25 protein-coding genes, 2 pseudogenes and 1 riboswitch are annotated in these 26,841 nt (G+C 42.7%); of the genes and pseudogenes, 20 read left to right on the top strand and 7 right to left on the bottom strand.

Features of this window, described 5'->3' with window-relative positions; translation table 11 throughout:
* Position 1: 1 nt before the first annotated feature.
* Positions 2–178 carry a DUF2759 domain-containing protein gene (locus B9L23_RS14520; protein ID WP_015864488.1) on the bottom strand — a complete coding sequence of 59 codons (177 nt, stop codon included), beginning with the start codon at positions 176–178 and terminating at the stop codon, positions 2–4.
* A gap of 360 nt (positions 179–538) precedes the next feature.
* Here B9L23_RS14520 and B9L23_RS14515 point away from each other — a divergent pair, with 360 nt between their 5' ends.
* Together B9L23_RS14515 and B9L23_RS14510 are read left to right on the top strand one after the other, a co-directional pair.
* Complete coding sequence (locus B9L23_RS14515; RefSeq protein WP_089097916.1) at positions 539–1,171, top strand: MBL fold metallo-hydrolase; 633 nt, start codon at positions 539–541, stop codon at positions 1,169–1,171.
* 288 nt (positions 1,172–1,459) lie between these two features.
* Positions 1,460–2,593 (top strand): class I SAM-dependent methyltransferase, encoded by a 1,134-nt coding sequence (locus B9L23_RS14510; protein ID WP_089098339.1) that lies wholly within the window; start codon positions 1,460–1,462, stop codon positions 2,591–2,593.
* A gap of 48 nt (positions 2,594–2,641) precedes the next feature.
* Here B9L23_RS14510 and B9L23_RS14505 read toward each other — a convergent pair whose 3' ends face one another.
* Entirely contained in the window at positions 2,642–2,884 is a 243-nt protein-coding gene (locus B9L23_RS14505; RefSeq protein WP_008879854.1) for a DUF2626 family protein, read from the bottom strand.
* 184 nt (positions 2,885–3,068) lie between these two features.
* On the bottom strand, positions 3,069–3,767 hold the full coding sequence (locus B9L23_RS14500; RefSeq protein WP_089097915.1) for a helix-turn-helix transcriptional regulator: 699 nt from the start codon (positions 3,765–3,767) through the stop codon (positions 3,069–3,071).
* Positions 3,768–3,967: 200 nt separating this feature from the next.
* On the opposite strand from B9L23_RS14500, the gene comGA reads away from it, so the two are divergent.
* From comGA to B9L23_RS14460, 8 genes are all read left to right on the top strand, one after another.
* On the top strand, positions 3,968–5,014 hold the full coding sequence (gene comGA / locus B9L23_RS14495) for a competence type IV pilus ATPase ComGA (RefSeq protein WP_089097914.1): 1,047 nt from the start codon (positions 3,968–3,970) through the stop codon (positions 5,012–5,014).
* Positions 5,015–5,106: 92 nt separating this feature from the next.
* Positions 5,107–6,132, top strand: coding sequence for a competence type IV pilus assembly protein ComGB (gene comGB, locus B9L23_RS14490; protein WP_089097913.1), 1,026 nt, complete (start codon positions 5,107–5,109; stop codon positions 6,130–6,132).
* A gap of 14 nt (positions 6,133–6,146) precedes the next feature.
* Positions 6,147–6,443 (top strand): competence type IV pilus major pilin ComGC, encoded by a 297-nt coding sequence (gene comGC / locus B9L23_RS14485; RefSeq protein ID WP_015864482.1) that lies wholly within the window; start codon positions 6,147–6,149, stop codon positions 6,441–6,443.
* Positions 6,427–6,870: a competence type IV pilus minor pilin ComGD gene (gene comGD, locus B9L23_RS14480; protein ID WP_015864481.1), complete on the top strand. Its 444-nt coding sequence runs from the start codon at positions 6,427–6,429 to the stop codon at positions 6,868–6,870. The genes comGC and comGD overlap by 17 nt, the downstream gene beginning before the upstream one ends.
* A complete protein-coding gene (gene comGE, locus B9L23_RS14475; RefSeq protein WP_015864480.1) occupies positions 6,854–7,177 on the top strand; it encodes a competence type IV pilus minor pilin ComGE in 324 nt (107 codons plus the stop codon). The genes comGD and comGE overlap by 17 nt, the downstream gene beginning before the upstream one ends.
* Complete coding sequence (gene comGF, locus B9L23_RS14470) at positions 7,174–7,596, top strand: competence type IV pilus minor pilin ComGF (protein ID WP_081188125.1); 423 nt, start codon at positions 7,174–7,176, stop codon at positions 7,594–7,596. Before comGE ends, comGF begins: the two co-directional genes overlap by 4 nt.
* A gap of 16 nt (positions 7,597–7,612) precedes the next feature.
* Positions 7,613–7,999 carry a competence type IV pilus minor pilin ComGG gene (gene comGG, locus B9L23_RS14465; protein WP_062678735.1) on the top strand — a complete coding sequence of 129 codons (387 nt, stop codon included), beginning with the start codon at positions 7,613–7,615 and terminating at the stop codon, positions 7,997–7,999.
* A gap of 194 nt (positions 8,000–8,193) precedes the next feature.
* Complete coding sequence (locus B9L23_RS14460) at positions 8,194–8,373, top strand: YqzE family protein (protein WP_089097912.1); 180 nt, start codon at positions 8,194–8,196, stop codon at positions 8,371–8,373.
* A 60-nt stretch (positions 8,374–8,433) separates the two neighbouring features.
* On the opposite strand, the gene B9L23_RS14455 is transcribed toward B9L23_RS14460, so the two are convergent.
* Positions 8,434–9,225 carry a YqhG family protein gene (locus B9L23_RS14455; RefSeq protein WP_089097911.1) on the bottom strand — a complete coding sequence of 264 codons (792 nt, stop codon included), beginning with the start codon at positions 9,223–9,225 and terminating at the stop codon, positions 8,434–8,436.
* A complete protein-coding gene (locus B9L23_RS14450) occupies positions 9,212–10,879 on the bottom strand; it encodes a DEAD/DEAH box helicase (RefSeq protein WP_089097910.1) in 1,668 nt (555 codons plus the stop codon). The genes B9L23_RS14455 and B9L23_RS14450 overlap by 14 nt, the downstream gene beginning before the upstream one ends.
* A 244-nt stretch (positions 10,880–11,123) precedes the next feature.
* A riboswitch (glycine riboswitch) is annotated at positions 11,124–11,212 on the top strand.
* Between the two features lie 156 nt (positions 11,213–11,368).
* Here B9L23_RS14450 and gcvT point away from each other — a divergent pair.
* The 4 genes from gcvT (at position 11,369) to B9L23_RS14430 (ending at position 17,075) form a co-directional block, all read left to right on the top strand.
* Positions 11,369–12,463, top strand: a complete 1,095-nt coding sequence (gene gcvT / locus B9L23_RS14445) for a glycine cleavage system aminomethyltransferase GcvT (protein ID WP_089098338.1) — start codon at positions 11,369–11,371, stop codon at positions 12,461–12,463.
* A gap of 23 nt (positions 12,464–12,486) precedes the next feature.
* The gene (gcvPA, locus tag B9L23_RS14440; protein ID WP_062678733.1) at positions 12,487–13,833 is read left to right on the top strand and encodes an aminomethyl-transferring glycine dehydrogenase subunit GcvPA; all 1,347 of its coding nucleotides are present in this window, start codon (positions 12,487–12,489) and stop codon (positions 13,831–13,833) included.
* The gene (gene gcvPB, locus B9L23_RS14435; protein WP_081188129.1) at positions 13,826–15,283 is read left to right on the top strand and encodes an aminomethyl-transferring glycine dehydrogenase subunit GcvPB; all 1,458 of its coding nucleotides are present in this window, start codon (positions 13,826–13,828) and stop codon (positions 15,281–15,283) included. Before gcvPA ends, gcvPB begins: the two co-directional genes overlap by 8 nt.
* A 598-nt stretch (positions 15,284–15,881) precedes the next feature.
* Positions 15,882–17,075 (top strand): ROK family transcriptional regulator, encoded by a 1,194-nt coding sequence (locus B9L23_RS14430; RefSeq protein WP_062752894.1) that lies wholly within the window; start codon positions 15,882–15,884, stop codon positions 17,073–17,075.
* A gap of 167 nt (positions 17,076–17,242) precedes the next feature.
* Here B9L23_RS14430 and B9L23_RS14425 read toward each other — a convergent pair whose 3' ends face one another.
* Positions 17,243–17,617 carry a rhodanese-like domain-containing protein gene (locus B9L23_RS14425; protein ID WP_015864470.1) on the bottom strand — a complete coding sequence of 125 codons (375 nt, stop codon included), beginning with the start codon at positions 17,615–17,617 and terminating at the stop codon, positions 17,243–17,245.
* A 168-nt stretch (positions 17,618–17,785) separates the two neighbouring features.
* On the opposite strand from B9L23_RS14425, the gene B9L23_RS14420 reads away from it, so the two are divergent.
* The 4 genes and pseudogenes from B9L23_RS14420 to B9L23_RS14405 all read left to right on the top strand — a co-directional run bounded on the left by B9L23_RS14420 (position 17,786) and on the right by B9L23_RS14405 (position 23,416).
* Positions 17,786–18,622, top strand: coding sequence for a lipoate--protein ligase family protein (locus tag B9L23_RS14420; RefSeq protein WP_062678729.1), 837 nt, complete (start codon positions 17,786–17,788; stop codon positions 18,620–18,622).
* A 258-nt stretch (positions 18,623–18,880) separates the two neighbouring features.
* Positions 18,881–19,666: pseudogene (locus B9L23_RS14415) on the top strand (ribonucleotide reductase N-terminal alpha domain-containing protein); the annotation flags it as partial.
* A gap of 423 nt (positions 19,667–20,089) precedes the next feature.
* A pseudogene (locus tag B9L23_RS14410) lies at positions 20,090–21,877 on the top strand (vitamin B12-dependent ribonucleotide reductase); the annotation flags it as partial.
* Between the two features lie 129 nt (positions 21,878–22,006).
* Complete coding sequence (locus B9L23_RS14405; RefSeq protein WP_089097909.1) at positions 22,007–23,416, top strand: glycoside hydrolase family 18 protein; 1,410 nt, start codon at positions 22,007–22,009, stop codon at positions 23,414–23,416.
* 82 nt (positions 23,417–23,498) lie between these two features.
* Here B9L23_RS14405 and B9L23_RS14400 read toward each other — a convergent pair whose 3' ends face one another.
* Positions 23,499–23,999, bottom strand: a complete 501-nt coding sequence (locus B9L23_RS14400; protein ID WP_015864468.1) for a hypothetical protein — start codon at positions 23,997–23,999, stop codon at positions 23,499–23,501.
* A gap of 115 nt (positions 24,000–24,114) precedes the next feature.
* On the opposite strand from B9L23_RS14400, the gene B9L23_RS14395 reads away from it, so the two are divergent.
* On the top strand, positions 24,115–25,146 hold the full coding sequence (locus B9L23_RS14395; RefSeq protein ID WP_081188137.1) for a DUF2332 domain-containing protein: 1,032 nt from the start codon (positions 24,115–24,117) through the stop codon (positions 25,144–25,146).
* A gap of 269 nt (positions 25,147–25,415) precedes the next feature.
* Positions 25,416–26,684 carry a DUF445 domain-containing protein gene (locus tag B9L23_RS14390; protein ID WP_081188138.1) on the top strand — a complete coding sequence of 423 codons (1,269 nt, stop codon included), beginning with the start codon at positions 25,416–25,418 and terminating at the stop codon, positions 26,682–26,684.
* The last annotated feature ends 157 nt before the right edge of the window (positions 26,685–26,841 follow it).

Raw genomic sequence — 26,841 nt, 5'->3', positions numbered from 1 at the left:
TTTAATGCGTGCCTGTTGGAATACCATGGTGCAATACGGTCATGATGGTAAACCAGCCAAATACAGCGACAGCCCCAAGTCCGAAAAGAACCCCGAGTATATTTTTGTCACGCAATGAGCGTACAACTCCGTAAAGCGCTAACAGTGCAACTAATGCAAAAATAATGACTGTACCCATTATGTTTCCCCTCCTTTTCGAAATAATCCGTATACAAGATTATGTAGAAAACCGACTAATTCCTTTTCATTGTAATCATTTTTTATTTATTTGTCGAGGATGAAAATATGAATCATCACATGACCATTATAACATGCCTTTTGAAAATATGTAAGCGAATCCACTAACCAATGGCAAATCGATAAATGTTAAGATAAAATAAAAATGATGATGCGATAGGAATTTACTTGTAAATGTACGAAGCGCTTTTTTGTTGAAGCTGGAAAAGTGGATAAACGGTCCGCTTCTTTATCTGCCGCTATCTTCTCCAATGGATTTTCTTCAATTTGTAACCATGTCTAATTATAGGGAGGAATCATGATGGAATGGAAACGTATTCCAGTTGGGCCGATTCAGGCAAATGCGTACATTTTATCGCATGATGATGGAACTTGTGTTATTTTTGATCCGGGAGGCGAAGGGGATAAAATTGTACGCCATATTGAAGAACAAGGATTAACACCACTTGCGATTTTGCTGACACATGCACATTTCGATCATATCGGCGGCATCAATGAAGTGAGAAAGAAATGGGAGCTTCCAATTTATATTCATGAAAATGAAAAAGAGTGGCTGACTGATCCTGATTTAAACGGATCTGCTTATTTTGGCATCGGTCAAGTGGTTGTTCATCATGAACCGACTTGTTTGCGAGGAGAACAAACATTGCAAATTGGAGACTTTGCTTTTGAACTTTTGGAAACACCTGGACATTCTCCAGGAAGCATCTCTTACTATTGTAAAGAGATTGAAGCGGTGTTTTCGGGAGATGTCCTTTTTCTAGGAAGCATTGGACGCACTGATTTACCAGGTGGAAATCATGAACAGCTATTGCGCAGCATTCATGATAAGCTGCTTACATTGCCGGAAGAAACAGTCGTATTGTCTGGGCATGGGCGCGAAACGACAATTGGAGCAGAAATGGATACAAATCCATTTTTGCATGGATTTTAACGCTCCTTCTTTTCTTTGAAGGGAGGAGATTTTTGACTTTTCAATAGGAAAAGAGGAGAAGATGGTGAATGAAAAAGCAAACGTGTCGAATTCTCTTTAACTACTGCAAAAGCGGCACGTTTTGCTTTTTAAAAACAAAAAACCCTTCTTTAAGAAGAAGGGTTTTTGGGGGATGTTCTATCCATATAATGGGAGGGGATATAGTTAAGCTACTATCTATAACAATATAACAGTATTTTTACTATGTCAATAGTGAAAACAAAAATAGGAGAAGGAAATATGCGAGTGGTGAACCCGATTTATGAAGCAATCAAAACTTCGGAGCTGCGGCGATTATCGTATGCAGATTACATGCAACTTGCTTTATACGATGAATGGTGCGGTTATTATATGCGCAAAAAAACGAAAATAGGAAAAGAGGGAGACTTTTTTACAAACAGCCATGTTTCTGATGTGTTTGGCAAGCTGTTTGCTTCTTTTTTTCTTCGTCTAGTAGAGAGGCAAAATGTGCCGCCGCATATTTGTGAACTTGGGGGTGGAGATGGCAGATTCGCTCGTGCCGTGTTAAACGAGTGGAAAGCAAAAAGTCCAAATACATACAGGCAGCTAACATATACGATGATTGAAACAAGTCCTGCCCATCGGGTAAAACAATTGGAAACACTTGGCGATGTTGCTGAAAAAGTGAAGCAATATAAAGATATAAAAGAATTCCAACAGCATGTATCCTCGTTTTCGGGAATCGTTTTTAGCAACGAGTTTTTTGATGCTTTTCCCGTTCATGTCATCACAAAGGAGAACGGAACAGTGTATGAGTTGTTTGTTACTGTTGATGACCACAAGTTGGTAGAGGAAAAATATCCGTTAGAAAATGAACATATTATTCAATATTTGCACGAAAGACAGCTTTCTTTAGCGGACGGGCAACGTTTAGAAGTGCCGCTTGCGCTGAAAACATTTCTTTTGGAGACAGCCCCATTTTTTCGTCATTGCGTGATGTTTACTATTGATTATGGTTATACGGATGAAGAGCTGCAATTGCCGGCAAGACGGCAAGGAAGCTTGCGAGGGTATTATCGCCATCATCTAATAACAAATCCGCTTATGTATCCTGGAGAAATGGATTTGACTGCTCATATTCAGTGGGATGCGTTACGAATGTATGGCAAACAAGCAGGATGGCAATATGTTTCTATGCTAAGGCAAGACCGCTTTTTGCTCGCTGCAGGAATATTGCTATATTTAGAAGAACATAATGACTCGAATCCATTTTCCGAAAAAAGCCGGCAAAATCGGGCGATTCGTTCATTGATCATGGATGGAGGGATGAGTACGGATTTCCATGTAATGATCCAACAAAAAGGAGTTCGTATTCATTGGGATGATATATGGGTACAGCCAGAGTTTTTATCATTTGCCTGACTGGTCACAAAAAATGAGCAGGAGAAATTATCCTCCCGCTCATTTTTCTTATTCTCCCATGCCAGGGACCATCATAAATGTTGTCCAATACGTAAATGCAGCGAAGAAAATTGTTAAGTATGCTCCGAAAATATAAATGTACATTCTTTCTGTCAATTTCAAAAAACCGAGAAATAGGAAAAACACTGTTTGACCAAAGAAAATTAATGAGGTCGTATGCATATGTCCGAGATAAAACATGACTGCAAAAATGCCGGTCCAAAATGCTAAGACGCGGAACATTCGATCCATTATGTATCCCTCCTTTTTATGACCAAGTCCCTATCTTTAATTATTATAATGTACAATTTATGAGAATGTAAATAATGCTTTCAATAATAAGTCGATACACTGAAAACAAGATGGACCGCTGTGGCCATAAAAAATGCTTTTCTGCCGATTTCGGCAGAAAAGCGATGATCATCTGCATAAGCGCTTACTTTACTAAATTCGCCCGATATGAACAATAGTTGCAGCCTTTCATCATGTTTTCCATTTCGACTAGCTCGACGTTTGGAAAGAGAACTTCAAACATTCCGTGCAAAAATGCATAGTGCATTTGGCAAATGATTTCTGGTTCTTGAAGGGCGATTTCTTTAAATGGACAATTGAAAACTTGTAAATATATTTTACCTTCTTTTTCATTATATTCAAACGTTGGATAAAGTCCCGCCGCTTCTGCTGCTTCTTTCACGATCTCCGCTTTTTCCGCAAACGTTAATTCTTGCACAGATTGGTCATGAGGGATTCGCTGGGCAACGAGTTCTTTTCCGAAATTTTTTCCTGTTTCATATAGCGCTTGCTTTCCAACATCACCAAGCTTCGCTATTGTTTGAATGGCGATTTTTGAGAGAAGTTGGTAATCCCGAAATGGAAAATGTAGTTGAATTACTTTGTCAGATAGACGATAAAGCCGGCTCGGCCGTCCTCCTTTTCCTGTTTTTTGTGTTTCCGAAACGATCATATTTACATCCTCAAGCTTTGTTAAATGAAGGCGGGCGACATTTGGATGGATGTTAAACGCTTCTGCAATTTCTTGGACAGATACCTTCTTATGCTTTTTTGTAATGTATTCATAAATATGGTAGCGTGTTGGATCTGCCAATACGTTTGTAATTTTTAATGTTTGTTCCATATTCCATCACTCCTAGACGGATAAATTACTAAGTTCATTATAATACAACGGCTTTTTCAGAAGAAATGATATTTAGCACTATCATCATAAATATCGTGAAAATTTCATTAAATGTTCATGAAATTTTTTTATTTTTGAAGCAGGAAAATAAAAAAGCAAGTCGAATACATAAACGGAGAAAGGGGGAATAGGATGAGCAAATGAATGAAATTGAATATGTTGCCGATCGTCTCATAAAAGAAGCGAGTTTGCTTCATGTATCTGACATTCATATCGTTCCGCGCAAAGACGATGCGATTGTGCGTTTCCGGTTAGATGGATTGCTGATGGAAAAGGAAGCGCTGACAAAAGAAATGTGCGAGCGGCTTATTACGCATTTTAAATTTTTAGCAGGGATGGACATTGGCGAACGCCGCCGTCCGCAAAGCGGAGCGATGGAAGCAAGGCATCAGGAAGAAATCATTCACTTACGTCTCTCCACATTACCGACATCGTATGATGAAAGCCTCGTTATCCGGCTTCTTCCGCAGAATTTTTTTATTCCTCGATCACAACTTTCTCTATTTGCAAATGCCACGAAAACGTTACTTTCCCTTTTTCGGCAGCCCCAAGGATTAATTATTTTTACAGGACCAACTGGATCAGGCAAAACATCAACATTATATACGTTATTGCGCATTTGCCAATATGAGTGGCATCGCAATGTCATCACATTGGAAGACCCTGTTGAAAAGCGAATTGACAACATATTGCAAGTGCAAATTAATGAGAAAGCGGGAATTACGTATACAACCGGTTTAAAAGCTGTTTTGCGCCATGATCCGGATGTGATTATGATCGGCGAAATTCGCGACGCCGAGACCGCAAAAATTGCGGTACGCTCAGCAATGACGGGACATTTGATTGCTACGACCATGCATACAAAAAACGCTGTTGGTGCGATTTACCGTTTGCGTGAATTCGGGATTCCGCTTGGAGATATTGAGCAAACATTGCTCGCCGTGGTCGCACAGCGGCTCGTGGACTTAGTATGCCCGTTTTGCGGTGAACATTGCTCCATATTTTGCCGTAAATATCGCTCCATTCGCCGCGCTGCTGTCCATGAACTGCTGTATGGGAATGCTTTGTCGAACGCCATTCAATCCGTACAAACAAAGGAAAAGACGCATCACTACTATACGTTGCAACACGTTATTCGAAAAGGAGTTGCTCTTGGATTTTTGCCAGCACACCTTCTTTACAGGTAGTGTCAAAAGTTTGATAAATAAGGAATTTGGTGGAGAAACGAGGGACGCCATCGCCTCTTGACATTCCATCGGAAAAGGCTAGGGGGGAGAAAATGAATAAACAAAAATGGCCGCTGCGTCAGCAAGGAGCATTTTTAGTGCGGCTTGGAGACTTGCTTGAAAAAGGGTATTCATTATCTCAAGCCATTGAATTTCTAGAAATTCAGCAACCTCTTTCCCGCCGCCGCGACTTACAGCATTGTCTTTCCCATCTTCGTTCTGGACTGCCTTTTTATCAATCGATTGCCCCGCTTCATTTTCATCGGGAAGCAATCGGCTATTTGTTTTTTGCCGAACAACATGGCGATTTGTCACATGGAATCGCGGAAGCAGGGAAAATGCTGTTGCACAAGGCTGAATATTTACAAAGGTTTCGGAAAACCAGCAGCTATCCGCTATTTTTGCTTTTCTTTATGGTATTGATGTTAGCGATCGTGCAACATGTGCTCCTTCCTCAATTTTTTCAGTTTTCCGCATCGTTATCTTCTTCTTCCATTACCTCTATTTTTATTCAAGTTGTTTCGATCATTCCCAATATGTTTGGCGTTTTAGGTGTTTTCGCTATTGCTTGTTTTCTTTTATACATTAGCTGGTTTCAAAAACTCGAAATACCTACACAGATCAACATAATAATGAAAATCCCTTTTATTCGTTCCTTTGCGAAGCTATATTTTACGCATATGTTCGCAATGCAATTAGGCCATTTATTACAAGGTGGTTTATCTATTTATGAATCGCTGCAAATATTTGAGCGGCAAGAGAAACTCCCTTTTTTACGTGAGGAAGGAAAAAGAATGAAACAACAGCTTGTCAAAGGAATATCGTTAGATGCCATTGTCGCGTCACGTGAGTACTACGAACAAGAGTTGGCGCTTGTCGTTCGCCACGGGCAATCAAACGGAGAATTGGCAAAAGAATTAAGCCATTATAGCGAAATTGTTTTTCAAACAATGGAAGATCGTATAGAAACATCGATGAAACTCGTTCAACCGATCTTGCTTTCCTTTGTGGGCATTCTCGTTATTTGCATGTATTTAGCGATTTTGCTTCCGATGTTTTCGATGATGAACAATTTATAGGAGGGAAAATGCCAATGAATGAAAAAGGGTTTACGTTAATCGAAATGTTAATTGTATTAATGGTTATTTCTATTTTATTGCTTATTGTCATTCCAAATATAACGAAACACAATGGAATGATTAATAACAAAGGATGTGAAGCGTTTGTGAACACCGTCCAAGCCCAAGTGAAGGCATATGAAATGGAACATAAACAAATTCCGACAATACAGCAGCTTATTGATGGAAAGTATATTAAGTCAGACCATTGTCCAAACGGACATAAAATTCAAATTAATAGCAACGGGGAAGTAAGTGAAAGTGGCGCGTAATGATGGCTTCACCTTTATTGAAATGCTTCTTGTTTTAACCGCCATCACGGTATTGATGGCGGTGTCTTTCCCTTCTTTAAACAGCGTTGCGAAACAGAAAACAGAAATGTATATCATTACACAGCTCCGCAATGATTTGTTGTATGCACAACAATATGCAATGACCCATAAAACATCGGTAGCGGTTACGTTTTCGGAAAATCACCCAGAGTATCGTATCACGGAAATAACATCAGAGAAAACGATTTTAAAACGATCGATCTCTAGCGAATGGAAATTTCAGCTGACTACATTGACGATGCCGCTCATTTTTTTAGAAAACGGAAATATCAATAAAGCGGGATCGCTATTGTTAAAAAGAAAAGATAGAACATATAAAATCGTATTTTTGCTAGGAAAAGGGAGGTTTTATGTGCAAAAACTGTAATGGCTTTACCTTAGTGGAAGCGGTTTTTGCTTTGGCGTTATTGCTCGTTATTACAACAGTATTGTTGCCTTTGTTTGCACAAATAATGATGGAGCGTCAAAATATTGCTCTAAAAGCAAAGGCGCAACAAATATTGGATGCGGCATTATACGAAGAAAATATCCACAAAGAAATGACGGTAGTAGATGGACGAACAACATTTGTGATTCATTCGGATTACGAAGAAAACGATATGTGGAAAGTATGCGTACGTTGGACTGACTACGCAAACCGCAGCGCAGAAAGGTGTGGATATGTAAAACGATGATCGGTTCGAAAAATGGGTTTACTTTTTTAGAAATGCTGATCGTCTTGTTGATCGTTTTACTGATTACATCATTGTTGCCGCTTCTTTTAGATGCGCGTTTATTCACATATGAGAATGTTAATGGATTTCATCGTATCGAGTGGGAAATTTTTGTACAGCAGCTCAAAAGGGAGTTAAATGAATCGAAACAATGGAAAAGCAATGGTACGACGCTATATTTAGAAAAATTTACAGGGGATCAAGTCAGTTTTGACCTATACCGCTCATCGATTCGCAGACAAGTAAACGGCACAGGCAATGAAACGGCGCTGCAATTTGTCGAAAATGTCACATATACATTGACCAATCACGGAATTTTTCTTCATGTAAGAGCGACGGACGGAAAAACATATGAAGCGTTTATTTCTCGACTTTTTTAGCAAGGTGGCGTTTGTGATGCGAAATCAAAGCGGTATGATTTTTCCAATTACAGTCGTGGTTTCTTTTTTCTTTCTGTTAGCATTTTCTCATGTGCTCGAATTGTATCAGGTGGAAATGGAATCAATCGCGTACGAGCAACAATCGTATGAAGTCGATTCGATTATGCAAATGGCGGTTTTTGATGTCAAAAAACAGATTGCATCTTTTCCCGATTTACAAGGGAATGAGGGGGTTTTTGTTTACCCGATTGGCAAAGCAAATTATAAGTGGGAAAAAATTGATGAAACGAAAGTAAAAGCTTTGATTTTTGCCCGTTCCGATGGAGGAATTCGCTATAGCGCTACGTTTATCGTTTTATTTCCATCCCTTGATATTATCGAATGGACGGAGAATAATTCGTGATAAACGGTTTGTGATTCATTATTATCCGTTACTTCATTTTGATGAATTGAAAAATTACTCTTCCTTATTATCGAGAAGAAGATATAAGCGTCAGTACAACCAATCGAACGGTGGAGCAAAATGGCCGAAAAGATTGCAAATGTGATTAAAGTAGAAAAAGAATGGAAAAGCTAATGGAAAAGGGGGTGGCATGTATGTCGACAAACGATTACGTAAAGTTTGTCACCCAACAGCTTGTAACCTATATGGATTTGTCGAAAGAAGAGCGCAAGAAAAAGCGGATGCAGCGCAAACAGGAGAAGCCGCCGCTATTATACCGTTGGTTTGGAATGATTCCTATCTCTCTTCGTCTCTTATTTCGGCGCCATTCGTAAAGGAGCGTTCCCATGACGGAAACGCTCCTTTTTCAATAGCAGTTAGCGAAAACAGAACGATTAGGAACGGGGATGCAAGTAAAATAGTCCTCCGTTAATGACGGAAACGATAATTCTTGGTTTATACTGCTCTTCAAGCGCTTCTTTTTCAATATAATAACATTCTGGTTTTTCTTCCATCCCTTCATAAAAATGATCAAGAAGCGCCAAATCTTCTGCCCATCTTTCTTTCGCTTTTTCCGCCCATGTGTGATCATCTTGAAAGATGTGTCTACGAATGTATTGTTCTAAACGTCCAATACCGCTTTTTGGTTTGATGAGCGGGGAAATCGTAAAACAATAATCAGGTATTTTCGGGGTAAGCTTCAGTTTCTGTAATCGGTCATGAAATTGCTCGATAATTGTTCCGCTGATTAAGTGCAATCCGAGTGACAAAATTTGATCTTTCGTTCTGTCACACTGGTAAGAAATTTTCACGTTTAATCCAAGCCAAGGATGAAGTGGAATGTGTGATTGCTGGTAAGTATCTACTTCCTCATACAAGCGAATGAAGCCGCCGCGTTTTTGCGCGGAGCGGAAAATTTGATGCAATCTAGGTGAACCAAAATGCAGCCGTTCTCCTTCTAGTGAGTTTGTTTTCTCCGTTTGTTTTGTAATAAGCGTTAGTTGCATCGGTGCAGGCGTGCCGCCGGTTCGCTCAATATAATGCCAATAAAACGGGCGATTCATTAACTCTTTATCCATTTCAATCGACAATTGCACTTTTATATATCCGTCATCTGCTTCGAGAATGTCGCATTCATTGGCGCGAAAATATCGTTCTAAAAATTGGTGGATCTCATGTTGCTGCATATTGTTCCCCTCCTTTGGCAAGCTGGTCTGCTAGCTCAATCATTGCGGTAATATTCTCCATTTTAATTTTCATTTCTCCTTCGCTTCGAGAGTTCAGGAGTGCGTCTTGCAAATAATGTTCCAAATTCGCGAAGTTCATTTTTGCCAAAATGTCATCCAATTGGCCAACTACCCGTTCAAATAGACGAATTTTTTCATATAACAGCGTTAAAATATGTTCTTCCACTGTATTTTTTACAGCGAAATTGTAAATGTACACATCGCTTGTTTGACCGAGCCGGTGAACGCGTCCAATTCGTTGTTCGAGCCGCATTGGGTTCCAAGGCAGGTCATAGTTGATGACATGGCGGCAAAATTGTAAGTTAATTCCTTCTCCGCCCGCTTCTGTTGCGATAAAAACTTGCGCATGATTTTTAAATAACTCTTTCATCCAATCTTTTTTTCCACGTTTAAATCCGCCGCGGAACGGGACGGAAGAGATGCCGTGCTGCTTTAAAAACCATTGCAAATAAAGCTGGGTCGCCCGGTATTCAGTAAAAATAATGACTTTGTCATTAATGGATTGAATAAGCTGCAACGCTTTTTCTGCCTTCGAATTGGTTGTAACGGCATTTATTTTTTTCATTAGTTTGTGGAAAGAATCTGGAACCTCTCCTTCGTACTTGTCCATCATGTTTTTTACGGTAAGAAATAGCGCTTCGCGGCTGCTGCACGCTTCCCGCAACATGGTGATAAGTGAAAATTGATTGCCAAATAACAGTGATCCATCATATTTTAACGCTTGTACCGCCTCATACAATTCTCGTTCCTCTTTCGTAAACTCAATAAGCACGGTTTTTACGTGGCGTTTGGACCATTCGATGCCAGTGTCAATGCGGCGGTTGCGAATCATGACTTTATTAATAAGTGCTTTTAAATGTTCATTTGTTTGTAAAGAGCGCGTTTTTCCGTACGTTTTTGCAAAATATTCTGCGTTTCCTAAATGACCGGGCTTTAGTAGGGAAACGAGGTTAAAAATTTCTTCAATCCGGTTTTGAATCGGCGTCGCTGTTAGGAGCAAGCAAAACTTCTTTTTTAAATTTTGAACAAACTCATAGTTTTTTGTTTTATTGTTTTTCAGCTTGTGCGCTTCATCAATGATGACCATGTCGTATTGCTGTTTGTAAATAATTTCCCGATGCGGGCTTTTTTTTGCCGTGTCGATCGAGGATACGACGACATCGCATTGTTCCCACACATAGCTTTTTTTCTGTTGCACGGCAGGAATAAAAAACTTTTCGTTTAGCTCCTTTACCCATTGCGATACAAGAGAGGCAGGGACAAGAATCAGCACTTTTTTTACCAACCCGCGGATCATATATTCTTTTAAAATAAGGCCTGCTTCAATGGTTTTTCCAAGACCGACTTCATCGGCAAGAATCGCTTTTCCATTCATGTTTTCGACGACTTGCCTTGCAACTTCAAGCTGATGAGGAAGCGGAGTCAAGTGTGGCAAATGTTTTGGCGCCTGCAGGCCGTCAAACTCAGGTACGCTTAAATGCGCAGCAGCCTCGAGCGCTAATTGATACATTTCCCAGCTCGCCCAAGGCCCGTCCTTTTCGATTCGTTCGATAAATTCTTCCTTCCACGTTTCATCCATCTCGATGTCCATCATTGCATCCAACTCCTTTATTTTCACGAACGTTTTATTTATAATTTTTATTAATATACGTATATTATTTGTTTTTTGTTGTTTAATAACATTAAAAAGTTCGGTTATTTTTTTATTTTTTTATTTTTTTATTGCTCTTTTCCATTTTTTAATGGTAGTATAATAGTAAAGTTAGAAAGTTAAAATTTATTTTGCGATTTTTTACTAATAGTGTGCCCATTTTCTTGAAAATTATATATGGCCGCGGATGAGAACAAGGGGAGAGACTACGTAATGTAGCGCCGAAGGAGCAAGCGGAAACGCGAATCTCTCAGGCAAAAAGACTCTTGTTTGACGCAGCTCTGGAGAGTGTTCACGACCTTGTGAACCACCAAAGAGGAAACCTATTTTACAATAGGGAAACTTTCAGGTGCCAGGACAGAGCCTCCACTCATCATGGTAGGGAGGAGTCTGTCCTTTTTGCGTTTATGTAAAAAATTAGGAGGGGAAGAAATGCTAAAACGCACGCCGTTATTTGCTGTTTACGAGCGTTATGGTGCCAAAACAATCGATTTTGGCGGATGGGAGCTTCCTGTTCAATTTTCCAGCATTAAAGAAGAACATGAAGCAGTGCGTACACGTGCTGGCTTATTCGATGTATCACATATGGGAGAATTTGTCGTTAAAGGGGACGACAGCCTTGCGTTTTTGCAAAAAATGATGACGAACGATGTATCGAAATTGACAGACGGCCGTGTGCAATATTCGCTTATGTGTTATGAAGATGGCGGAACGGTGGATGACTTATTAATTTATAAAAAAGCGGATGACCATTATCTCCTTGTTGTCAATGCCGCCAATATTGAGAAAGATTTTGAGTGGCTGCATGACCACTTATTTGGCGATGTGGAACTTGTAAACATTTCTCAGGAAATTGCTCAACTTGCTTTGCAAGGGCCGCTTGCAGAACAAGTGTTACAAAAATTAACGAATACCGATTTATCGGCAATCAAATTTTTCTCGTTTCAAGATGATATAAATATTAACGGCGTAAAAGCGCTTGTTTCCCGTACCGGTTATACTGGGGAAGATGGTTTTGAAATTTATTGCCGAAGAGAAGATGCCGTAGCGCTCTGGGAATCCATTTTAGAAGCAGGGAAAGAAGAAGGAGTGCTTCCATGCGGACTCGGTGCGCGCGATACGCTTCGTTTTGAAGCGACGCTGCCGCTTTACGGACAAGAGCTATCGAAAGACATTACCCCTATTGAAGCCGGTCTTGGATTTGCGGTGAAAACGAACAAAGATGCCGATTTTATCGGAAAAGATGTATTGAAAAAACAAAAAGAAGAAGGAACAGCGCGAAAACTGGTCGGGATCGAAATGATTGACAAAGGCATTCCGCGCCATGGCTATAAAGTGTTTGCCAATGGAGAAGAAATCGGATTTGTCACGACTGGAACGCAATCACCGACATTGAAGAAAAATATCGGCCTAGCGCTTATAAAAACAGAATTTACCGAGATGGATACGGAAGTAGAAGTCGAAATCCGCGGTAAACGTTTGAAAGCGAAAGTAATCGCAACTCCGTTTTATAAGCGGGCAAAGTAAAGAAAAAAAAGGGGAGAATGGACGTGCTTCATCGTTATTTGCCGATGACAGAAGAAGATAAGCGGGAAATGTTGAAAGTAATTGGCGTTGATTCGATTGATGATTTGTTTGCAGATATTCCGGAAAGCGTACGCTTTCGCGGCGAGTTAAACATTAAAAAGGCGAAATCGGAGCCGGAACTGTTCAAAGAACTGTCCGCGCTTGCAGAGAAAAACGCGGATACGAAAAAATATACGTCCTTTTTAGGTGCAGGAGTGTATGATCATTATATTCCTGTGATTGTGGATCATGTTATTTCACGTTCTGAATTTTACACAGCATATACTCCATATCAGCCGGAAATCTCGCAAGGCGAACTGCAAGCGATTTTCGAGTTTCAAACGATGATTTGTGAATTGACAGGAATGGATGTAGCGAACTCTTCCATGTACGATGGAGGCACAGCGCTAGCGGAAGCAATGCTATTAAGTGCTGCGCATACGAAAAAGAAAAAAGTATTGCTATCGAAAACGGTTCATCCGGAATACCGCGATGTGGTGAAAACATACGCAAAAGGACAGCGGCTTTGTGTCGTAGAAATTCCGTTTCAAAATGGCGTAACCGACTTAGAGGCATTAAAGATGGAAATGGATGAGGAAGTTGCTTGTGTTATTGTTCAATATCCAAACTTTTTCGGACAAATTGAACCGCTAAAAGACATCGAACCGATCGCCCATAGCGGAAAAAGCATGTTCGTTGTTGCGAGCAATCCACTTGCTCTTGGCATCCTTACTCCGCCAGGACAGTTTGGCGCAGATATCGTTGTCGGCGATGCCCAGCCATTTGGCATTCCAATGCAATTTGGCGGACCACATTGCGGCTATTTTGCCGTCAAATCAGCACTAATACGCAAAATTCCTGGACGCCTTGTCGGACAGACGAGCGATGAAGAAGGACGACGAGGCTTTGTGTTGACATTGCAGGCGCGCGAGCAACACATTCGCCGCGATAAAGCGACGTCCAATATTTGCTCGAACCAAGCGCTAAACGCGCTCGCTGCTTCTGTTGCGATGACGGCGCTTGGCAAAAAAGGTGTGAAAGAAATGGCGGCGATGAATATACAAAAAGCGCAGTATGCGAAAAATGAATTCGTCAAACATGGGTTTGATGTGCCGTTTACCGGGCCGTTTTTCAATGAATTTGTTATCCGGCTTCGCAAGCCGGTGGCGGAAGTGAACAAACGCCTTCTTGAAAAAGGAATCATCGGCGGTTATGATGTCGGCCGCGATTATCCGGAATTGCAAAATCATATGTTAATTGCGGTAACCGAATTGCGAACAAAAAAAGAAATCGACACGTTCGTGAAAGAATTGGGGGATTGTCATGCATAAAGATCAGCCGCTTATTTTTGAATTAAGCAAACCTGGGCGCATTGGCTATAGTTTGCCGGAGTTAGATGTTCCGGCTGTCCATATCGAAGATGTCGTACCGGCCGATTATATTCGTACGGAGGAGCCGGAGCTTCCAGAAGTGTCGGAACTCGATATTATGCGCCATTACACCGCATTGTCCAAACGGAATCATGGCGTCGATTCCGGCTTTTATCCGCTCGGTTCTTGTACGATGAAATACAATCCGAAAATCAATGAAAATGTCGCACGTCTCGCTGGATTTGCTCATATTCATCCGCTTCAGCCTGAGGAAACGGTGCAAGGTGCGTTAGAATTAATGTATGACCTGCAGGAGCATTTAAAAGAAATCACCGGGATGGACGCCGTTACGCTACAGCCGGCGGCGGGAGCGCACGGCGAATGGACAGGGCTGATGATGATTCGTGCGTATCACGAGGCAAACGGCGACTTTCACCGGACGAAAGTGATTATTCCTGACTCCGCTCACGGAACGAATCCAGCTTCCGCAACGGTAGCCGGTTTTGAAACCGTTACTGTCAAGTCGACAGAAGACGGGTTAGTGGACTTAGAAGATTTAAAACGCGTCGTTGGCCCGGATACAGCGGCATTGATGCTTACAAATCCAAATACGCTCGGCTTGTTTGAGAAAAATATTTTAGAAATGGCCGAGATTGTGCATGAAGCTGGCGGAAAGCTGTACTATGACGGCGCTAATTTAAATGCTGTATTAAGCAAGGCAAGACCGGGAGATATGGGTTTTGATGTCGTGCATCTCAACTTGCATAAAACATTTACTGGTCCGCACGGTGGAGGCGGTCCAGGCTCCGGTCCAGTCGGGGTGAAAGCGGACCTTATCCCGTTTTTACCAAAGCCGGTCGTTTCAAAAGGGGAAAATGGCTATTATTTGGACTATGACAGACCGCAAGCGATTGGACGCGTAAAACCTTTCTACGGCAATTTCGGCATTAACGTCCGCGCTTACACGTATATTCGCTCCATGGGTCCAGACGGTTTAAAAGCGGTGACGGAATATGCCGTGTTAAATGCCAACTATATGATGCGCCGTCTCGCGGAATATTACGAGTTGCCGTACGACCGCCATTGCAAGCATGAATTTGTCTTGTCGGGCAAACGGCAAAAGAAACTCGGTGTCCGCACGCTCGATATTGCTAAGCGTTTGCTGGATTTCGGCTTCCATCCGCCGACAGTATATTTCCCGCTTATTGTCGAGGAATGCATGATGATCGAGCCGACGGAAACCGAATCGAAAGAAACGTTAGACGCGTTTATCGATGCGATGATTCAAATCGCTAAAGAAGCGGAAGAAAATCCAGAAATCGTGCAAGAAGCACCGCATACGACCGTTGTCAAACGCCTCGACGAAACGACAGCTGCGCGCAAGCCAATCTTGCGCTACCAAAAACAATAAAACGAATAAAACAAGCGATTCATTCCGCTGGGAATGGATCGCTTGTTTTTGTATATTAATTGTAGACAGAAAAATAAGAAAATAATGAAGGAAGTGAAAAGATGCTCATCGGTTACATACAGGAAATCATGCGCTATCCTGTCAAATCGTTTCAAGAAGAACGTGCACAAAAAACGAGAGTGATGGACTGATGAAGTGTATCTTTTAGTTAATGAAAAGTAATGCCCATACCACAAACACATAGTTCCTTTCTCTGCAAAGAAGATGAATTCATCTGTTTTTTATTGACATAAAAACTATGTTAGTTTAGTATATAAACTAATGTTATTAAACAGAAGCAATAAGTCGTTTTTGTATTGTACATCAAAGATGGAATATAGGAGACTGAGGAACAGCGATTAGTAGTGGGTGAAATCAGTTTTGGCCGCAGGGATCGTGGGAAAAAGTAAGCGATGAAGAATTGCTGCGTGCGTTTGCATATGTCATGGCTCACGAGATAAACTTTTTTCATACAGCCGCTGGCGATGGATATTGATCAGAGACTCATCCGCCTATTCGCGCGGCATACTAAAAAAGGTTGCAGAAGGAATGACCGTATATGGTGCGAACAGGAAATATAGGACTCGTCAAAAAAATCAATAAACAGATCGTATTAAAGCTGATTCGCGAAAAAAATAATATTTCGCGGGCGGAGATCGCCAAAATCACCGGATTAAACAAGGCTACGGTATCAGCGTTAGTCGATGAATTAATTTCCGAACATTTTGTCAGCGAAAGCGGAATTGGCGTTTCCACCGGTGGCCGCCGGCCGCTCATGCTCCGCTTTAACGAAGCGGCTGGCTCACTAATCGGCATAGAGTTGGGGGTCAACTACATTTATGCCGTGTTAACGGACTTAAACGCCGAGATCATTTGGGAGAAGATGTGCCATTTTCGTGCCAATGAAAAGCAGGAAACAATCATCGAAAAAATGATCGCGATGATTCACGAAGCCATTCGCCAGGCGCCGACTACTCCGTATGGAATAATGGGCATCGGCATTGGCGTGCCAGGGATTGTGGATGCGGAAGAAGGGCTTGTTGTATTTGCGCCGAACCTTCATTGGGATCATGTTTCCCTTTCTTCCATTCTTCAAAAACAATGGCCAAATTATCCGATTATTATTGAAAACGAAGCAAAGTTGGCGGCGCTCGGTGAAAAATGGTTTGGCGCCGGCAAAGAGTTTGCGAATTTTGTATATGTCAGCGCCGGGATCGGGATCGGCGCCGGAGTCATCATTCACAACCAGCTATACCGCGGGATTGATGGCATTGCCGGCGAAATCGGCCATCATGTCATTGACGTTCACGGCTTTCGTTGCAGCTGCGGCAATAACGGATGTTGGGAGATGTACGCGTCAGAAAAGTATATTCAGCGTCGGCTCGAGCAGGAACATTATCATTCCATGTTAGAAGGCTTTTCCGTAGAGAAAGTACGCGCATTAGCTGAAAGCGGCGACAAGCAAATGGCGCAAATATTGGCGGAGGTCGGCCATTACCTGGGGATCGGCATTTTACATATCATTTATGCGTATAACCCGGAAGCCGTTATTGTCGGCAGTACGATTGGCAAGGCGGGCAAATGGGTGCTGGAGCCGGCACGGGAAGAAGTCGAAAAAAGGATATTAGTGAAAAATGGGAACGGTCCGTTCATTATTCCATCACAGTTATTGGAAAAAAGCTGTGCGATCGGCGCCGTGGCTTCTGTACTAGAAAAAGTAGTGATGCCTTCGGAGTTAGAAGTCATTTCCTAGCAGTCTAAACTGGGTGCCCTAAACGTTTTTTGGGCACCTTATTGCATAATAAATCCTTCACTTTGGCAAAAAGTAAAGCGGAGCCTACTGTTTTCTTTATAATTGACGATGAGAAAAAAGGATAGATGAAAGCGTTTCGCGGCTCCCATCTATCCTTTCTAGTTGCCTTAAGCCTTTTTCTTGATTTTCCCCGTCCATGTTTTAAAACCGCCTTTTAAATGGTACAAATCGCGGTATCCTTTACGGTACAGCATTTGCGCGGCGCGGCCGCTGCGCAGCCCGTTTTGGCAATATAAATAAATTGGCTGATCCTTTCGCAACTCTTTCATGCGCATGCGCAGTTGGGTCAAAGGAATATTGCGCGCTCCTAAAATATGTCCAGCCGCAAACTCATCCGGTTCGCGGACGTCAATTAATTGCGCTTTGCGATAACCGGCGCGGAATTCTTCTTCTGTTAATGCTTTTACTATTTTTCGCTGCATGAGATAGGTGACAACAGAATAGATGATGATTGCGCCGAGAATAATAAGCAATATTTCCACAAGTAGCGCCCCCTTTCCGTTCATTTGCCAACTTCTATTATATAAGCGTTGCTTTTGATAAGCAAAATATTTTCCAAGAGTATAACAGCGTTTTTCTTTCCATGATTCGGATTGTTTGTTAAACTAGTAGACGCACGCAAACTTTAAAATTAAAAGAAGGGTTGAAAGATGGCAAAAGAAATTTGGCGCTTTATCGACTCCGGATACTGTTCTCCTTCGTTTAATATGGCGCTAGATGAGGCGCTTTTAGACTGGCATAGTGAAGGCAAAATTCCGCCGACGATTCGCTTTTATGGTTGGAATCCGCCGACGTTATCGATCGGGTATTTTCAAAAAGTGGAAAAAGAAATTGATTTAGAAGCGGTAAAACGCCATGGTCTCGGGTTTGTGAGACGGCCGACAGGAGGACGAGGCGTTCTTCATGATAAAGAGCTGACGTATAGTGTGATTGTTTCCGAAGAACATCCGGATATGCCAAAAACGGTGACCGAGGCGTATCGGGTGATTTCGCAAGGAATTTTAGAAGGATTTCGTTTTCTCGGCTTAAATGCCTATTTTGCCGTGCCAAAAACGGAAGAGGAGAAAGCGGATTTAAGAAGCCCAAGATCTGCCGTCTGTTTTGATGCGCCGTCATGGTACGAGCTTGTCGTCGAAGGCCGCAAAATTGCCGGCAGTGCGCAGACGCGGCAAAAAGGGGTTATTTTGCAGCACGGCTCGATTTTGCTTGACTTGGATGAAGATTTGCTTTTCAGCTTGTTTAAATATCCAAACGAACGGGTAAAAGAGCGCCTGCAACGCAATTTTAAAAACAAGGCGGTGGCGATTAACGAATTGACCAACCGCAAGATTACGATCGAAGAAGCGAAAGAAGCGTTTTATAAAGGATTTGAAAAAGGGCTTGATATCGTGCTGGAACCATATACGTTATCGCCGGAAGAACTAGAATATGTTCATGAGCTAGCACGAACGAAATATGAAAGCGATGAATGGAATTTCAAACGCTGATTGGCAACGTGGAAAATCATTCATTTATCGGCAAAAAAGGCGTAATTTTTTCGTTTCTCTCCTTTTTTCGCCGTTTTCTATTGTTTTTTTTATTTGACAAAATGAAAAACAGTTGACCAAAACACAATATATAGTATGTTTTTTGTTAAAAAACATACTATATATTGTTTTTTTATGGTTAATATGGTAAGGTAGAAAAGACAGAACACGCAGGCAGAAAAGTAATAAAAAAATAGAAAGAAGAGGAGAGATTGGAGAATGACGGTCGCGTCTTCGGAAAAAATGAAAATTAATATCGAAAAGTTGAATGAGGATATTCGTCTTTTTCCGCAAGTGCATCCAATTACGGAGGATATGAAAATTACGCATAAAGGCGTTTCTCGTTTAGTGATGTTGGATCGCTACTCATTTAAAGATACAGAAAAATTGACGCTGGGAGTCGGCGATTTTGTCGTATTGACGATTAAAGAAGATCCGAAATTCCCGGCTCGCGGCTTGGGCTTTATCGTCGATATTGATTGGGAAGCAAAAAAAGCGAAAGTGCTCGTTGAGGAAGAATATCGACACGTACTCGAAGGAGAAGAAGCAGAGACGGGAACCGTCGTCCGCCCGCTTGATGTGATCGACAAACCGCTCGAAATCTTTTACGAACAAATCGCGAAACGAAATGCAACAGGCTTGGCAGCGGTGGAAAAGACGGAGGAAAAACGGAAAGAGTGGTTTGAAAAGTTTTATCAAGAGCTTGTCAGCTTGAACTTTGTTCCAGCGGGCCGCGTATTGTACGGCGCAGGATCCGGGAAAGATGTGACGTATTTCAACTGCTATGTCATGCCGTTTATAAAAGATTCGCGTGAAGGGATTTCCGAGCATCGCAAACAAGTAATGGAAATTATGAGCCGCGGCGGCGGCGTCGGCACGAATGGCTCGACATTGCGTCCGCGCAACACGTTAGCGCGCGGGGTGAACGGAAAATCGTCCGGATCGGTCTCCTGGCTTGACGATATTGCGAAATTAACCCACCTTGTCGAACAAGGTGGCTCCCGTTAAAAAGCGCCATGGCGGGAGTAAAATCTCGTGAATTGCTGGAACCCCCTAAAGCCAACTTGACCACAACGTGGCCGGCAACGGCGAGCGTGATGGTTTGAAAACAAGTTGGATGTAACAATGGGCAACCAGCAGCCAAGCATCTCTGGAAACGGAGATGAAGGTTCAACGACTATTGAAACTTCCTACAGCTCCCAATATAATTAAATTAAAATTATAATATTAATCAAGGTGGTTGGTATATCGGGGGCCATGGAAGGAGTAAATCGTAACGCTCGGCAACGACGTTACGAGGCACGAGACAAAGAAGAGATGATGACACATTCTCTTCTTTGATGATATAGTCTGACCTCCGTTCGAAAGACGGAGAGCTAGGCAGAAATGACCTAGCCCGCTCCATCATATGGAGTGAGTAACAAATAGCGTGGCGCGCAAATGATTATGCTGGCAGACTGGCATCCGGACATTATCGAGTTCATCGTCTCAAAAATGCAAAATCCGCGCATTTTGCGCTACTTAATTGAAAATATGGAAGACGAAGGAATTAAAAAAGCGGCGCAAGATAAACTGAAATTCACGCCGCTTACCGAACGGGAACGAGCAATGTACCAAGCAATCGTCAACTACAAAAACGTTCCGGGCTACGGCGGCTTCAGTGAAGAAATTATTAAAGAAGCAGAAGAAAAATTACGTACAGGCGGCACATACACGGTACATAATCCGGACTTTTTAACAGGAGCAAACATTTCCGTCTGCCTGACAAAAGAGTTTATGGAAGCCGTCGAAAAAGATGAAGAGTACGAACTGCGCTTCCCAGATGTAGAAACTTACTCAGAAGAAGAAATGCGAATTTACAACGAAAAATGGCACGAAGTCGGCGATGTACGCGAATGGGAGAAAATGGGGTATCGCGTGCGCGTGTACCGCAAAATTCGCGCCCGCGAGCTTTGGAAGCTGATTAATATTTGCGCGACGTATTCCGCGGAACCAGGCATTTTCTTCATCGATAACGCCAACGAAATGACGAACGCCCGAGCGTACGGTCAAAAAGTGGTTGCGACAAACCCATGTGGGGAACAACCTCTCGCACCATATTCCGTCTGCAACCTAGCAGCCATTAACTTGGCGAATATGGTCGATAAAGAAAAGAAAGTCGTCGACTATGAAAAATTAAAACGCACCGTCGAAATCGGCGTGAGAATGCAAGATAACGTTATTGACGCAACGCCGTATTTCCTAGAAGAAAACAAAAAACAAGCGCTCGGGGAGCGCCGCATCGGTCTTGGCGTTATGGGACTAGCTGATTTGCTTATTTACTGCGAAAAAGAGTACGGTTCCGAGGAAGGAAACAAACTTGTCGATGAATTGTTTAAGACGATTGCGACGACCGCTTATCGCGCGTCAATTGAACTAGCGAAAGAAAAAGGCAGCTTCCCATTCCTTGTTGGGGAAACGGAAGAAGAAACGCAAAAACTGCGGGAAGCGTTTATTAATACCGGCTATATGAAACGAATGCCGGAAGATATTCGCCAAGATATTTTGAAATACGGCATTCGCAATTCGCATTTGCTTACGGTCGCTCCGACAGGATCCACTGGAACGATGGTTGGGGTTTCTACAGGGCTTGAACCATATTTTTCCTTCTCTTACTACCGCAGCGGCCGCCTAGGCAAGTTTATTGAGGTGAAGGCCGATATCGTTCAAGAATATTTGGACAAACATCCGGAAGCGGATCCGAACAACTTGCCGCATTGGTTTGTCACGGCGATGGATTTATCGCCGGAAGCGCATGCGGATGTGCAATGCATCATTCAGCGCTGGGTCGACTCCAGCCTTTCAAAAACGGTAAACGCGCCAAAAGGATATACCGTTGAGCAAGTGCAAAAAGTATATGAACGCTTATGGCGCGGCGGCGCAAAAGGCGGTACGGTCTATGTGGACGGAAGCCGCGATGCGCAAGTATTGACACTGAAAGCGGAAGAAAATACGCCCGAAGAGCAGCTCGAACTGCTCCCGGAAGAGGAAGAGGACAAAGAAACAAAACGCGCCGTTGTTCTCGTTGATACGATTCAAGATTTGCGCGCAACTGATGTAACGATCGGGTCCGAAGTCGGCAACATTTGCCCGGTTTGCCGTGAAGGTACGGTCGAAGAAATCGGCGGCTGCAACACATGCACAAGCTGCGGCGCGCAGCTAAAATGCGGGCTGTAAGCAAGGCAAATCAATAAAACGGAAAAGCTGGCTTAGTCAACTGACTGAGCCAGCTTTTTTCATTCATAAGAGCAGAAAAACGAAAATATAGTAGCATGAGGTGTAATTATTGACTGGGGGAGGAAGACGATGCTGATCCATATTGTGCAGAGAGGGGAAAACTTATGGGCGATTGCTCAACGCTACGGGGTGATGCTGGATCAAATCATTGCGGCTAATGGTCTCAAAGATCCCAATCGTCTCGCGGTCGGGCAGGCGCTCGTCATTCCGGTTCCATATCGCTATCATACCGTTCGTCCGGGAGAAACATTATGGGCTATCGCTAGGCGATACGGCGTTTCAATGGATGCGATTGTTCGGGCCAACCGAATCAGCAACCCTTCCGTTCTTTACCCAGGAACGGTTCTTCTTATTCCGCCAAGAACACACACGGTGCAGCGGGGAGAAACGTTGGCACAAATCGCCGCGCGGTATGGGATGACCGTGCAAGACATCCTGCAAGTCAATCGGATTGCCGATCCAAACGTAATTTTCCCCGGCATGGTATTAACGATTCCTCATTCTAAGCCGGTCATTGAAGTGAATGCATTTACGATTGATCCGGGGGAAAAAGGGGCGCAGCAAGTCAGGGAAGTAGGCCGCCATTTAACGTACGTATCTCCGTTTGCGTATACAATCAGAGCAGATGGCGGGCTCAATCCGTTCAATGATGCAGCCATCATTCAGGCTATAGCGGCAGAAAGGGTCGTTCCAATGATGGCGATCACCAATTTTACGTATAAAGATCCGGGATCCAGATTGGCGCAAACGATCCTTTCCAATACACAATTGCAAAACCGGCTGCTTGATAATGTTGTCCGTACGATGCGGGAAAAAGGATATCGCGGGTTGAACATTGATTTTGAAAACGTCTATCCGTCTGACCGGGAGCGGTATAATCAGTTTTTGCAACGCGCTGTGGAGCGCCTTCATCAGGAAGGCTATTTTGTATCCACTTCTCTTGCTCCAAAAACAAGCGGGGAGCAAAAAGGACTGTTATATGAGGCGCATGATTACCCAGCCCATGGGAGAATTGCCGATTTTGTCGTGCTGATGACGTATGAATGGGGATACCGGCTTGGCCCGCCGCAGGCGATTTCCCCGGTTCATCAAATTAGAAGGGTGCTCAATTACGCGGTCAGCGTAATACCAAGAAATAAAATTTTTATGGGGTTTCAAGTTTACGCGCGCGACTGGGTTCTTCCGCACGTACAAGGGCAAGAGGCGGAAACGTTCAGCCCGCAGGAAGCAGTAGAACGCGCCATTCGTTATGGAGCAACGATTCAATACGATCCAATCGCCGCATCGCCGTTTTACCGCTATGTCGACAACCAGGGGCGGACGCATGAAGTCTGGTTTGAGGATGCCCGCAGTGCCCAGGCAAAATTTGAGTTGGTGAAAGAATATCAGCTAAGAGGCATTAGCTATTGGGTGCTTGGTTATTCTTATCCGGAAAATTGGGTGCTGTTAGAGGACAATTTTCAAATTCGCAAGCGATGATAAATGGCCTTTTCCAACGAAGGTGCGTGTAAGCGGGTCACTCCGACAGCACGCGCTTTTTTTCGTTTGTGGGGATGGTTGTTTATAGCTGCTGTAATTCGAGCCGTTTCTTTATTTGATGAATTTCCGCGTCATGTTTTCCGGTTTTTGCGCTTAAATAGTCGATGTCGATTTTCGCATTTCTCCAGTCATTGGAAAGTAGCTCAAACATCCGGCGGTGCTCAGCCAATTCTTCTTCGATTTTTTTGAAATGACTTCTTGTTTCAATAAGGAAATTGTCTAGTTTTTCTTCCCAACGTTGTTGCCGCTCTTCTAACCGCTGCTGTTGCTCTTCCAATCGTTGTTGCCGTTCTTCCAATCGTTGCTGTCGCTCTTCCAATCGTTGTTGCCGTTCTTCTAACCGTTGCTGTCGCTCTTCCAACCGCTGTTGCCGTTCTTCCAATCGCTGCTGTCGTTCTTCCAAACGAAGTTGATTTTCTTCGAGCCGCTGTTGTCCCTCTTCGAGACGACCAAGCCGCTCATGAACCGGCTGCAGCTCTTCTTTTAAAACGGAACGAAATAATTCGATTAATTCTTGCGCCATTTTATGTCCCTCCTTTCTATTGACTCCATTGTACCATTGCCGGAATGGAATGTCATGATGGATAATGGGAGAAAAGAAGTTTTTGACGAATAGAAAACGAGAGGAGAAGATAAAGATGTCGCTAAAGATTATTTCTGAGCGGTTTCGCCGTTTTGCCATTCGTGAATGCCGTGGGTCTAGTGAACTGTACGAACAGCTGTCATTAAACGTTGCCGAAGATGAAGAGATATTGCGCCTTGCTTCAGCTGCCCGAAGCGGCCAGCCGATTCCGAACTTGTTATTTGGAGCGGTGCACTATTTATTGCTCAAAGGATATACGCACGAGCTGCGTGAATTCTATGGAAGTATAGTCGACCGGCCACGAAACCCGCAACACGCTTTCCCTTATTTCCGTGATTTCTGTATCCACTATCAAGAAGACATTACAGCGATGTTGACAAATAAACTCGTGCAGACGAATGAGGTTCGGCGTTGTGCGTATTTGTATCCGAGTTTTTGTTTTATTTATGATATGGTCAAAAAGCCTTTATCGCTCATTGAAATTGGCACGAGCGCCGGTTTGCAGCTGGCGTGGGACAAGTACCGATACGATTACGGTTCGCACGTGACATACGGAAACCCGCATTCCAATGTTTTGATTGCCTCCGAAGTTCGTGGAGAGCGCTTTCCATTTTTGCTGCCGAAAAGTCCTCCGATTGCGGAGCGTATAGGGATTGATTTGCATGTGAATGATTTGCAAAACGAGGAAGATTGTTTATGGATGCAAGCGCTTATTTGGCCGGAGCATAAAGAGCGGCGCGAATTATTTCAAAAAGCCGCCCGCTGCCTGCAGCAAACACCTGTTCGCTTCATAGAAGGAGATGGAATAGCGCTCTTACCTAACATAGTAGCTACAATTCCAGAAGATACTATTATTTGCGTGTTTCACACCCATGTGGCGAACCAAATTCCTGATAAAGCAAAACAGCTTCTTATCAAACAAATTCGGGAGATTGGCCAAATGAGGGATATTTTCCATCTATATAACAATATGTGGGACACAAAGCTTCATCTTGACTACTTTATCGATGGCATCGAACATAACGAAATTGTCGCAGAAACAGATGGACATGCCCGTTGGTTTCGCTGGGAGCTTGATCACAGCTAATTTAACATGTCCACCGAGAAGTCTCCCACCTCTAAACAGAGTGTAGGTGGGAGAGGTTCATTGAAAAGGCAGAACAGCGTCATTCCAGTCTATGTGAATGAAATATGAACAAAGATTTGCTATATTGTTGTAAGGCAATATCATATCTGTAACGATATTTGGTACCGTCAAGAAGTTGGATTCGAGAAAAGCTGGACATAGTACTCCTTTGTGCATCATTTTACACTCATTTGGTTAAAGTAATTTATATCATAAAGGATGAGGGAAGCATGATATCTAAAAAGTCAAAGCAACCAAAGAAATCAAAGCGATTAGCTAGTTTTTCGCTTGTTGTTATGGGAACCGGCTTTGTCGCAACCATTCCTTTCCAAGGATCGTTTCTAGGCGGATTACTACAAGGAGGCTTTGAGGCGGGGCTTGTGGGTGGATTAGCCGACTGGTTCGCCGTTACTGCCTTATTCCGACATCCATTGGGGCTTCCCATCCCCCATACAGCTCTTTTGCCTAAAAATCGGGAAAGAATGACAAAAGCACTCGTTTCTACACTTGAAAATGATTGGCTTTCAAAAGAAAGCATTAGGGATAAAATCAAACAAATCCATTTTACAGAGAAAATGTTGCCCGTCCTTGAGAAAATGCTTCATTCAGACTCAGTTAAAAAAGGGGCTGTGTCACTCGTCGTACAAATGATCAGTCATATCAATCTTGAAAAAATTACCCCTTTTGTTGAAAAAGAAATAAAGTCTTCTTTTTATTCCATTAAAATGTGCACTGTTCTTCAGTCTGCCATCAATCAAGCGCTCATTCGTGAATATGATGAGAAGGCGTTAGATTATCTTCTTGGCAAGGCAGAAGAATGGATAAGGAAAAGTACCACAAAGAATCAACTCGGAAATCTGGCAATACGGGCGCTTGACAATATAAAGTTAGACGGTTTTCTGCAGTTTGCGTTAAAGTCTTTTCAGAATCTATTGAATGAAGAAAAACTCGGCAGCATACTACAAAACTTCCTTCTTAGTGTTGTAAGCAGTTTGCGCCAGACTGATAATCCAAACAGGAAGGCTTTGCTTTTGCATGTTCGTACGGAATTGAAAAACATAAAGGACAATAAGGAACTGTTGGAAGAAATCGAAAATTGGAAGAACCATCTTATTGCTGATTGGGAGCCAGCTGAAAAAATAACAGGAATTTTGCAGAAAGCTCAGCAGAAAGCATTGGCCTTTGTTCAAGACAGCAAGTTTGTGGATATGTATCTTCTTCCCTTTTTAACACGCTTTCTGAACAAACTAAAAGAAGATCCAATAAAAATCAATATCATCGAAAATTGGATAAAAAAGGGAATTAACAGCCTTGTTGAAGAGAACCATTCAAAAATAGGCAAGCTGGTACAGGAGAATTTGGATAAGCTGGATGATGAAACGCTTATTCATATGATGGAAAATAAAATCGGAAAAGACCTGCAATGGATTCGGGTGAATGGAGCTATTTGCGGTTTTATTATCGGGATTTTTTTAACGGGAATCAAAGCGCTGATTTAATGGTTCTAGCGCCAAAAGAATCGGATGGCAAACGAGGAACATTCTGTTCGTAGTGGAAAATTTTATGACAAATTTTTAACAGATGAGCGATATATTGACGAGTTTTTCCCTGAAGAGGAAGTCCAATCTTGTCATTTTAAGCCCTCATGATATAATA

This window comes from Parageobacillus galactosidasius (assembly GCF_002217735.1).
Lineage (GTDB): Bacteria > Bacillota > Bacilli > Bacillales > Anoxybacillaceae > Parageobacillus_B > Parageobacillus_B toebii.
This window is presented reverse-complemented; position numbering and strand designations above follow the sequence as displayed.